General features: G+C 53.2%; 9 protein-coding genes and 1 tRNA gene. All 10 read right to left on the reverse strand.

Going from position 1 to position 11,404, the window contains the following annotated elements; all coding sequences use genetic code 11:
* Positions 1-11 precede the first annotated feature (11 nt).
* The 10 genes from HPY71_05435 to HPY71_05480 all read right to left on the reverse strand — a co-directional run bounded on the left by HPY71_05435 (position 12) and on the right by HPY71_05480 (position 11,317).
* Positions 12-1,244: a serpin family protein gene (locus HPY71_05435; GenBank protein ID NPV52948.1), complete on the reverse strand. Its 1,233-nt coding sequence runs from the start codon at positions 1,242-1,244 to the stop codon at positions 12-14.
* Positions 1,245-1,247: 3 nt separating this feature from the next.
* Entirely contained in the window at positions 1,248-2,084 is an 837-nt protein-coding gene (locus HPY71_05440; protein ID NPV52949.1) for a hypothetical protein, read from the reverse strand.
* 1,347 nt (positions 2,085-3,431) lie between these two features.
* Positions 3,432-3,519, reverse strand: a tRNA-Leu gene (locus HPY71_05445).
* A 114-nt stretch (positions 3,520-3,633) separates the two neighbouring features.
* Entirely contained in the window at positions 3,634-4,263 is a 630-nt protein-coding gene (locus HPY71_05450; GenBank protein ID NPV52950.1) for a UbiD family decarboxylase, read from the reverse strand.
* Positions 4,250-4,531: a hypothetical protein gene (locus HPY71_05455; GenBank protein NPV52951.1), complete on the reverse strand. Its 282-nt coding sequence runs from the start codon at positions 4,529-4,531 to the stop codon at positions 4,250-4,252. The genes HPY71_05450 and HPY71_05455 overlap by 14 nt, the downstream gene beginning before the upstream one ends.
* A 115-nt stretch (positions 4,532-4,646) precedes the next feature.
* Positions 4,647-6,194 (reverse strand): hypothetical protein, encoded by a 1,548-nt coding sequence (locus HPY71_05460; protein ID NPV52952.1) that lies wholly within the window; start codon positions 6,192-6,194, stop codon positions 4,647-4,649.
* A gap of 53 nt (positions 6,195-6,247) precedes the next feature.
* Positions 6,248-7,213, reverse strand: coding sequence for an outer membrane lipoprotein-sorting protein (locus HPY71_05465; protein ID NPV52953.1), 966 nt, complete (start codon positions 7,211-7,213; stop codon positions 6,248-6,250).
* Between the two features lie 118 nt (positions 7,214-7,331).
* On the reverse strand, positions 7,332-9,815 hold the full coding sequence (locus tag HPY71_05470; GenBank protein ID NPV52954.1) for an MMPL family transporter: 2,484 nt from the start codon (positions 9,813-9,815) through the stop codon (positions 7,332-7,334).
* 133 nt (positions 9,816-9,948) lie between these two features.
* Positions 9,949-10,641, reverse strand: a complete 693-nt coding sequence (locus HPY71_05475) for a TetR/AcrR family transcriptional regulator (GenBank protein ID NPV52955.1) — start codon at positions 10,639-10,641, stop codon at positions 9,949-9,951.
* Between the two features lie 193 nt (positions 10,642-10,834).
* Positions 10,835-11,317 (reverse strand): ferritin-like domain-containing protein, encoded by a 483-nt coding sequence (locus tag HPY71_05480; protein ID NPV52956.1) that lies wholly within the window; start codon positions 11,315-11,317, stop codon positions 10,835-10,837.
* Between the last annotated feature and the right edge of the window lie 87 nt (positions 11,318-11,404).

The raw sequence follows: 11,404 nt of genomic DNA on the forward strand, positions 1-11,404 counted from the left end.
CATCAATACACCTACTTCCCGGGATCAGCCAGCCTGCCCATGAACAAGATGCTTCCTGAACGGAGATCGCGAATCAGGAAAACGAATGGGCGATCTGCGCGGAAAACAGGCGGTACATCTAGGATCATTGCTTTGGTGTCCATTATAACTGCTGTGGCGGCAGCTGCCTCGGTGCCTTCTTCATTGACTTCGACGAATGCCTTATGAATTACCTTGCTTATGTGTAAATCGCGACCAGGAGTCATGCCGGAAAAGTCGGCCGCATTTTCGTCGAATGCATCTATCATCCCTAGACCCTGTAGCTGCTCATTTAACAGAAATCTCTCTTCCAACTTGAACCGCGGTAGAAAAACCTCAACTTTCTCACTGGAAAGCTGGGAGAGCCAGGACCGGATAACCTCGGGACGCAGCATGCCTTCGAGCTTTGCCAGCTCGTACCCAGGCTTGGGAAGCAAAACGACCATCGACAGGTCGCCGCCCGTGTAAGGCATCTCCAAAATCTGAGCCTGGTCGTTCTCCGCATAATTGAATTTCGCCACCTGATGCATCATGGGAACGTCCGCTTTCTCTTTCGCTGAGATATAGAACGGCATGGGCCTTGTGGCCTCGGGCTTAAACTGAAGCTCCCATTTCCCCTTGAAATAGATGGCATTGGTCAGGACAAGGCGGGTAAGGGGGGTGAGATCCCTGATGCCGATCAGGTCCTTTATCTTGTTATTTGTCTTTGTTTCCACCCACTTATTGATCGTCTGCCTCGCCTGCTCACGTGCCCTCACGTAATCAACTTCCTTGAAGCCCGCACCATAATACTTGTTGGTAATATCCAAAAACCCCGGGAGAAACTTATAGCCGACCTGCCCCCATAAGGCGTTGGCCACGGAGAGTTGGTAACTCTTTCCGGCAGCATTGAACATCCCCGTAAGATCCGAAAGAGCGGGATGGAGTTTCTCCGGTGCCAGGCTAAAATGCATCACATCAGCCATCTGCTTGGCGGTCTCCCCGCGCGCACCCGCATAGGTCATGGCCAGCGCGGAGGAGATGCTGTATGGTGAGAAGAAGAGGTTGCCCTTATCTTTTGCGAGTTGCCTGTAGAGATCAAAGGCAAAGGAATTATTCTCTGCGACAATGGAATCGATATCTGCTTTGTCTATGGCGGACACTCTGATGCCAAAACCAGAGAATACCGCTGCTAGGGCGCATACCAACAAGAGGGTGACTCCAAAAGCTACGGATCGTCTTTTCATAACTTATAACCTCGCTTTCTGTTCTTGAGGTACAGGTTCGGTGATATACTTGGCGCTCTTCAGATCAAAGATAGCGAACTCCTTGCCGTTATCCATAAATCGCAGATAATCCTGCACATCCCATGAGAAGTTCTTTGCTATCCTCTTTTCCCACAGGGTTACACCCTCCCTGTCCAGCAGGAAAAAGAACATATCCCGTGTACTGTAATCGTTCGTTGCAACCAGAAGGTATCTTCCCGCTTCTTGAATTTCAGCCTCGCTTGCCTCGGAAAACCCATAACCTCTTTCCCATTTCAGCTCACCGGTCCTACAATCGTAAAGCGAGAAAACTGCCTTCTCTTCGGCATCCTCACCTACCATGCAATAGGACCCGTCAGGTGAAATCGCCAGGACTTTGACCCATTTGAGCCCCCAATTATTCATTCCGGTAAAACCGAAAGAGAGTTCCTTTATAAGGTCTCCCCTTTTGTTGTAAATCGAGAGGCTGCGTGAGCCTCCTTCGTCATACCAGCCCCAGTTGGTCATGGCAATGGTTTCGCCATTATCAGAGATGACTACTTTATTCGGAGTATCGGGGATTTCTTTGGTCCATGATATATCGCCGGATTCCTTGAATGTACATTCGCAGGGGCTGCTATCGGGATAGCCCAAGATTTTGATTTCCACGGCGTATTTGCCGTTTTGGGAGGTATATGTCTCCACAGTACCGGGAGCCGGAGGGATAGCGTCGGCAAAGGTATGGCGCGAAGCCGTAAGCACTAAACCAACGGCAATCATACAGGCAAATGCCGTCTTCACATATCTCTGAATGCTGGACTCTCCTGACCTTCTATCTTCCAATGTATGGCACCTTCTCCATATTAAGGGTTCGGTAAATTATTCGCATACTCTTATATTTTTATTTTTTTCTGTCGGTTGACCTCCTCCCCGGAATAGATTCTGGGAATCACTGAAGCATAGCTTCAGGCTGGTTAATGCTTACTAAACCTCATGCGTTTCTGCTTTTGCCTCATCATGGTATCATAAGAGCCAAGTCAGTGGGTTAGCCAGGGCTTTCGACGTCGGTTATCCCTGCAAACAAAAGGACGAATAGCGCTATTGAGAATGATAATGGGAACAATCTTCGAGGGAACCTCACTAAGGCTATCTCCTTCCCTTAGCTCTACTTACAGTGATTCGACCGACAGGGGCGAAGTGTGACTCCAAAGTCGAAGTTGCTATTCACCCTCCGTGCGACATTCATCTCACCGATTGTTTCAACGTCAGCACAATCCTGACCCGCGCGGACGGGTGAAACTTGAGGAGCGTCGTGTTGAGAATGGCCTGTGGGACACCCTTATCGTAAAGCTCTCCATCGGTTCCAACTGGCACGGGCTGGTTAGGAACTCATTAGGTCCATATATCAGGATGTAGTACCATCTCAGCCTCGTCAATCGACCACAGGGATGATATTGTATGATGCAAGTTTTGAGGGAACCCTTGCAGGAAATGATATTCTCTATCATCCCTATGGGTGATACTGAGGGTGATGGTAATTAGGCGGAAGGCTGCGCGGGTAGGCCCAAAAGCTTGTCTCAGTTATTATGTTCCGGATCGGAGACAAGAAAATGCGTGAAACGCAGTAGGAGTTCTTTGCGGTTGGCTACGCCCGTTTTCTGGAAGGTATGCCGCAGATGTGTTTTAAGGGTTCCCGTTGAAATAGATTATGTAGTTTGAAGGGAATACTCCTTAATATTATGATATCTGTGCTTTTGGACATAAAAGTCCTCCGATCCTTGTGTTCATAAAATAGACCAGGTGAATACAAGGTTGCCGTCATCGTCTTTGCCTCTGGGGCTATAGATTTTTCTGTATTTGCTTAAGGGGCCGGAGATGAACAACTTTGGGCAGGGGGAGTTCGCCCGGCTAATAGAGGTTTCCGGGGTCAAGAATATCCGTTTCCATGACCGGCGCCATACATGCTCCACGCTTTTACTTGCCCACGGGATGGAAAATCGTATAGGAAAGATTAGGCCATTCCAATATCAGCATGACGCTTGACCGGTGCTTGCATGTGACGCCTACAATTGCGAAGAGAAGCCGTCCAAGTCATGGGCGATATCCTCAATATATGCTGATTGGCAAATGATTAGCAAGTGCCCTCTTGGAATCCTGCAAATCCGAACCAGATAAGCATTTGTACATACTTGGTGCCGAAGGGGGGAATCGAACCCCCATGGAGGGTCACTCCGCGCGATTTTGAGTCGCGTGCGTCTGCCAGTTCCGCCACTTCGGCACTCTAAATCCGGGTGTGCTGTGGACGTTAGCTGCATATTATTATAGCATGCAGTATGCCCGGATGCAATATATAGATTTGGACAACAGCTGGAGAAAACCGACGGTCTCAGCTCTAGTCTTCATCTTCTCCAGCCTCAGAGTATGGTGGTGGAGGGGCACCTAGGGCTTCTCGTTTGATTTCATTGAGAGCCCGGTCGAGCCCCTCACGGCTAGCCTGCTCGTGGAGGTAATTCCAGTCGATCCACGAGGCATGGACTCCGATCATCCGGCCCGCCCACTCCCCATCCGAGGAGGATTTCCAGAACACAAAGGCGCGCAGCCTATCAAGGATGAGATCCTCTATACCTATGATGTATACACTCAGATCATCGATCTGAATCGTTGTAATCTTCTCCTTGGAGCCAGCGAGTTTACTATCAGGGGCCTCAATGGCTATATCCAGGGCCTCATTATACCAGTGCCTCTCTCCTTTTCCTTTGGAAAAGCCGAGGGTTCGCAAGATAGCATCGAACTCTTCCCGGCCAGATACAACCACATCTATGTCAAGGGTTGAATAGCCGCCAAGGGTATAAAACTCGACCGCGCTCCCCCCAACTAGGATCGGGACGACCTTATACCGGGAGAGCGCTCGAGTTATCACCCCGAGGGTGTAGAGCCGACGTTTGAGCGGGTCATCGATCTGGGCGGCCTTCTCAAGCCGCTCACGAAGAGATTGGGCATTTTGGATATTACTTGAAGACATCAATGCGATACCTCCGTGGGCCAACCCTAATAATCTCCCCGGACGAGAGCGCACGCTCCCAGCGCGCCTTGACCAAGTAGGTTAGGATGTCTGATTCCTCGGGGTCCCGTGGACGCCTCCGGAAGCTTCGGGGTTCCTCGTGGGCTATCCGCGTTTTGAGGCAAAACCGGCGGAATTCCGTTCTATTTTGCTTCACGAAATCGTCAAAGTCTATTCTTTTCATGGCTTCATGCTCGCTCGCCCACTCGGTCCCGGTACCGCATTCCATTCAGTGATATCAAAAGGTCAGGGAAAATGTCTCCAGCTAGATACTACCATGCCATGGCAGAAAAGGCAACGCACAAAAGCACAAAAGGCACAAAAGATAATGCATAATCTATTATCTAGAAACTTACCTTCACGCCGCTGAACACCGTCCCATTCCGCCTGAGCTCACCAAACTCTGTGCCGTCCCTGCCGGTGAATATAGCGAGGCCTGCTGAGAGTTCAACGGCCTGTGCGAGCTGGTGCGTATACCGGGGCACGAGGGCAATGCTCCCATCACGCAGGTTCCCAATGCCCACAAGCTCGAGTTTATTATCCCCATTATCGCCTGCATATCGTATGATGCCGGTCGCATAGTAGCCGGGCAGTTGCTCTTGCCCCGGCAGCAGGTAAGGGTTCAGGAGGGATCCCTCGCTATTGTAGATGAGCTGAACGGACGCGTAGATATCTTTGTCGAACGAGCGATCCCCGCCGAGGACCAGCTGGGCATACCCTCTGTTGGACGACAGGGCGATATTCTGCGGGTCATCCAGCTCGGGAATGGCGTCGGGCCACGTATATGCAGCCTCGGCCCACAAGGTATAGTGGTCAAGCACGCCGGCCGCCGCGATGCCTAGCTTTGTGGCCTTTCTGTACCGCGCCTCCGGAACCAGTTTGACTGTGAGCTTCCCATCCGGACCTGGCGGGAGCGGATTCCCCGCGTTATCAGTCGCGATTCTAGATGTCATCCACAAGGCGGGCACAGGTTCCCAGCCGCGGAGCGCGTTGCCGTATACGTCCCAGCTGCCGATCTGCGTGTGGACCCGGCCGGCTATCTCCAGCTTTTTCTCGAGGCCCGATGGCCCCTGCGGCTCAGGGAAGCCTGTGGCGGCCGGTATCACATTCATACTGGTGCCCGGTTGTTGGGCCAGACTCACGGCCACACCGTAGATGATTTGTCCCTGCGCATCCTGCGGCAGCGGGGTAGGGAGTAGCGCCGGCTCGAGAACGGCTACGCCTGTGATATCGCCCCACGCCGGGTAGACTGTAACCTGACATGCGAGCACGGGCTCGCCCTTTAGGTCGCTGAGGCTGCCGAGATTGCCAGGCTCGCCCGAGCCCGAGGCTAGCGAGAGAGCGCTGTTGGGACTTACAAAGCTCGTCGGGTTGAACCCGTCCGCCGTGCCCCAGCTTACCGCCTGGCGGCCGATCCTGAGGTCGGCGCTTGCGAGGTAGACGTTCATATAGGCCTCATCGAGGTCGGCAAGGGCCAGGCTCCCGTCCAGCAGGTTGTGGCTGCCACTCCAGGAAAGGTAGGCGCGGGTATTTTCCGATGGCTGGGATTCGAAAGATAACCTGTACGATATCCGGTCGGCCATGGTCTCGCCATCATCGAGCTTCAATGCGAAGTTGTGAGATATTTCCCCGGAAATCCGCAGCTGGAGCGCCTCCGGGGTCTCCTTCAGGGGCGCTTCCATGGTGCTACTGGTGGTGGCGGCTCCCCCTGTTGGGGTAGCTTCCCCGGCGCTCGCGGGCGTCGCCTGCCAGAGGAGAAGTAACAAGCAAAGGATGACCGGCAGGCAAAGAAAGAGGCTGATGGGAAAGAGGCTGATGGATAAGTCCGCCGCCGGAAGCCGGGGTATGTATGGACGCAAGATCGCATGCCGCTTTGTCGCGCTTGCTGACATAGGCAATGGTCACCCTCCTTGATATGGGATTCATGACGGGATTCGATGAAAGCTCAGCGGCGCAGATATCTCATTGCAAAATAATCATCGGAGATATTGCCTTCCTTTGTCTCGAGGAGCTTGATTATGGTCTTCGTCCCGCCGAGCACGTCCGACATGGTGATCGTATTGGGTTGCCACTCGCCCTTGGTGTTCTTGCTGAGGTCGGTGTTTGTTAAGAGTTTCTTAAGCTTGTTATCGAGGTTGTAGAATTCGATCCTCAGGGGTATGAATTCATCCTGCCATACCCATATCTTTACCAAGCTATAGTCCGATTTTTGCTTGGGCGTAAGCTTGAGGACATAAGCCTTCCTGGAATCGAGGGTCTCATCCGGCAGACGCACCGCCTTATAATCATCCCGGTAGGAGGATGTATTGCCGATCTCTTCGTATGTGAAGTCCGTTCCCATGAATTTATCCTTGGATGCTGCACCGGCAATGCGCCTCTCGCGCCCAAGGGCCGGCAGGAAGAGCCACATCTGGCTATCCTGGGCCTCCTTCTTGATGCTCAGGAACTTGGTCCCCGCCACATCCGCTGGCGAGAGGTATTCGAGCAATTGCTTTTCGGTGCCGTCAGGGTCCTCCTTTCGGAAAACCCTCAGCTTATTGCTTCTTTGCTGGCCTCGTTTATTCTCCGTGATCAGCTCGATCGTGGCGGTTCCCGTGCCTGTGAGGCTTGCATTACCCTTCATCCTATCAAGTATTTGATCGGCCGTGAGCCCGCCCGTATCCGCGTTCGCGCTTGCGCTGGCGACGCTGGGCTCGAGGCTCAAGCCATGACCTTGCAGCACCGGGAGACCCGGGCTCGAGCTCGAGCTCAGGTTCAGATCAAGGCCCCGGTCCGGGATAAGAACTGCCAGGATGATCAACAGGGTGACCAGGCTTGCACGTGCTGTGTATCTGGTTGCATGCGTTGTGCGCCTCAAGAGCGTTAAGATTTTTGCCTTTAAAGCTCTCGATTGGATGTGTGCTGATGTCATAAAGATAATCCCCCCACATTCTCAATCCTATAGTATTCATCCTCTGATGATAATTCATCTATACCATTTGCCCTGCCATACCCATCACCGCTACCACGCTGCCCCGTAGGCGGCCCGCTCACCTGCGCCCACTTAGGATCGGTGTTGCGCGCACGCGGGCAAAAAGCCCTTTCGCGAAGCTACTCCCTGGTTTCCTGCTCCTGACAAAGTAATCCTCGCTTATCAGCTGGAGCACTGCTGGCAGGACGATAAGGGCCCCCATCGAGCTTATCAGCATCGTGCCTGCGAGCAGGCTTCCGAATATGGCGGTCGCCCGGAACGACGAGAAGACGAGGATGCCAAAGCCAATCGCAAGCGTCACAGCATTGTAAAAGATGCCGCGCCCCGTTGAGGTAACCGCTGTGACCAGGGCCGCATGTTTCGCTCTACCGGCCATAAGTTCCTCCCAGTAGCGGCTGATGAGGTGGATGGCGTAGTCGATACCTATCCCTATGCAGATGCCCGAGATCATCATTGTCGTTACATCAAGGGCGGCACCCACGTAACCCATAAACCCGAAGTTGATTATGACGGTCAAAACCAGTGGTATGAGGCACAGGGCGCCCCGGATCGCCGAGGCCATTATGAGCGAGACGATAACCCACACGGCCAACATCGACCAGAAGAGGCTCTGGAGCTGGCTGGAGATGAACCTTTGCATCAGCCGGACGGCTACCTTGGGTATGCCTACCACGACTGTCTTGATATTGCTCCCTTTGAATTCATCCCGTGTAAATTCACCCTGTGCAAGCGCTGTCAGCCGGTCGATTATCGTGGATAGGACAGATGTCGAAACGTTGGCTACCCGGGCGCTGACCAGGGCCTTCTGGAAATCATAGCTTACCATGGAATCCAGGCCCGATCCGCCCTGCATCGTGAAGAGGAGCAGCTCCTGGGCGATCGCCTCCCTGTTGTCGGGTATGGTATAGTACTCGCTCCTGTCACCATGGAACGCCTGGTTGATCTGCATCACGAGATCAGCCACGGACGTTGCGTCGCTCAACTTGTCGATACCATTCATCTTCTTCTCGAACTCGACCAGCCCCCGTAGGGCCTGCGGGTCCTTAACGCCGTCGGGCTTGCCAGCATCCACGATCACCGATAGCCTCGAGGTCCCTCCGAAATCCTTTTCTACGATCTTGGTCCCTCGAACCACGGGGCTATCTTCGCGGAAGTACTGGAGGATGTTTGTCTCGATGGCGATGCGTGGTATCCCGGCCGCGAATACTGCAAGGCACGCTGCGGCAGCAATAACTATCACCCGGGGCCGCGTAGTCGCCAGGTGCGCTGACCAGCTCAGGAATGCCATCAGAGGTGAGTGCTTGCCATTGACATTGACGGAGTTACCGCCGGTGGAGATTCCTTCATGGATTTCTTCTTGGGTTTTCCCCTGAATTGCGGCATTTGACCGGGCCTGCCCCCAGGATACTTCTCCTGAGATGCCTGGCGCAGTGGAAGGCCGGGGCCTCCGGATCACCAAGTATGCGGGTATGCAGGTGATGGATATGACCATGCCGAACATTATACCAAGGGCCGAGAATACGCCGAACTCACGCACGGGAACCACGAAGGACGTCACCAGGGAGGCGAACCCAGCCGCCGTGGTGAGCGCCGTCATCAAGATGGGGCTATTCAGCGACGTCATGATCTGGTAAGCTGCCTGGGTGGGCGTGAGGGACGGATCAGCCCTCCGGCAATCCTCGAAGCGGCTGATTATGTGGATGCCTACGGCGCTGCACATTGCCACGAGTATGACGGGCATGATCACGGAGATGATGGTCAGGTGGTAGCCTGTGGCCGCCATGAGCCCGACGGTCCAGATGATGCTCATTATGACTGTGAGGAGGATGATGCCAACGTGGGAAAGCCTCCAGAAACTCAAGTAGAGCGTAAGGAGCACCAGAAACACCGCCAGGGGGAAGAGGGTGTTGAGGTCGCGGCTCATGCTCTTGTTCGCATAATAGCCCATATAACCCTCGCCAACGGTGTATATCTCCTCAGGGCCCCTCTCTTTGTTGGCGAGGTTCTCGATCTCGCCGGCAAGTGATTCAGCGCGGCGTGAGCCTATCACCCCGGGTTCAAGGGTGATCATGATCGCTGCGGCCTGTCCGTTTGGGGTGACCATCGATCTACCCTGTTTTGTGCTGAGCAAATTATCCCGGAAGTCGCTAATCTCCTTCTGGGTTTGCGGCAGGTCCGGGGCTGCGGGGGAGATCTCGATGCCGAGATCCGAGCCCCGTATCAAGCTGACATCCAGAGGGCTCGTAACCTCCTCGACCCCGTGGAGATCGCGTATTGCGTCGGACAAGCGCTGGATCTTGGCTAGGGTGCCGGGCGTGAAGATATCGCCGCGAAGCACCACCATCATCATATCCAGGGAGCCGAATTCATCTGTAGCCTCTTCCAGCTCGGTGATCACGGGGTCATCTTTAGGTATGAAAGATTTGGTATCTGTTTTCATGCTAAGGTGTGGTAGAAATGAAGCGAATGCTATTGTCAGGGCCGTCAGGATTATCAGAGTGGCCTGTGGGTATCTCAATACCAGCTTTGTGAGTCGTCGCATCTGGCTGGCACCAGCCCTTCTTTAATAGGATTAGAATCATCAATGGGATTAGAGTCATCATCAGATCCGATTCGCCATGAGATCTGATTCGCTATGAGATTTGGTCCGCCGTAAGGATGAGTATATGATGGAGTTATCGCGTATCTAAACTCTCAAAGTTTGAGTCGCCGGCGATGCCATAGAGGCAAAAGTCGCAGAGCTGAGAGATGCACTCCTCGTCTGGGTCCCTATTCTCCTTAACAAGCCATTCAAATGCTACTACGTTGGTCGCCCCCATGAGCGCTCGGGCTATTATGCGGGGGGCAAGGGATCTCAGTTTCCCTTTTTCGATTTCTGCTTTCAATATGCCCTCTATAAGCTCCACGAGACCAGCGCGCGCCTCTGCCAGCCTCCCGCCGAGTTTTCCGCGGATTTCGCCGATCTCACTCAGGAAGACCCTGAGAAAATCCTTGTAATGACTATAGAAGTCGAACTGTATCGCTATGATATTGCGAACCTTTTCGCGTAGCGTTGCAGATTTCAGGGATTCCTGTAAGATTAGCGCCTTGATTTCCTCGATGCGGCTCTCTATAAGGGAAACGAGTATTTCCACCTTACTTTTGAAATACAGGTAAACAGTGCCTTTCCCAATGGAAGCTAGCTCAGCTATCTCCTCCACCGTGGCGTTATGGAACCCCTTCTCTGAGAAAACCCTTTGCGCGGCATCCAGAATCCGCTCGCGTTTATCATATCCATGTGCTGCTTGGAGATAGGGAGGCTGGGACGACTTATCCGGGTTGGCCGGGTTGCCTGTTAGTTGGAAGATGAGGCTGATGTCTTGCGGCAAGGGTTTCCCCTCCTAGATGATTGATCTCAGTGAACTCACTCTGATGATTGGGCTTAAATGATTGGGCTTACTTCAATGACTGACTGTAGTGACCGCCCGTTGACCGACCATCCCTGACTGACTGTCCAGTCAGTCAGGGATCATCCTAAAATTATTCCTGGATACCTATCCATGTCAACGATGCAAAAGACTTCTAAGGCCGCTCTACCATGAATCTGACTTGTTTCTGCTCGATTTTTTGAAGCTCCCGCATCTTATTGGCAAACCAGGCCGTATGAAGGTCCTCATCGATGAGATTGGCCCACAGGAGATCAAAAAGCTCCTGGTCCTTTCCAGCCTTTATGATCAGGTCCTTGTAGTCGCGCATCGCCTTTTCTTCCAGGGTTATGTCGGTTCTCAAGATTGCGAGCGGGCCAGCGAGCCCCGTAATCCCGCCCATGGCCACCCCTAGGAGGGGGGCGACGATGTCCCCGACTTTCGTTGGGGTGCCGCCAAGTTCGCGGATTTTATCGGCTATGTTATCTACATGTTGTTGTTCTATTAAGGCGACCCGCTCCAGGGTCTTGGAGAGATATATGTCATCAACTGCCTTGCTCTGGGCTGTGTAGAGGTCCACTTGCTCGAGCTCGAGCCCGTAGAACCAGTTTAGATGCTTGATAAGCGCGTTTCTGTCCATGGTAACTGCCTCCAGTTATGTTTCTAGTTATGTTTTTCGCACCCTCAGTTATGTTTTCGCACTTTTCTCCAAACCGCTCAATGTTGC

Source organism: Bacillota bacterium (assembly GCA_013178125.1).
Lineage (GTDB): Bacteria > Bacillota > SHA-98 > Ch115 > JABLXJ01 > JABLXL01.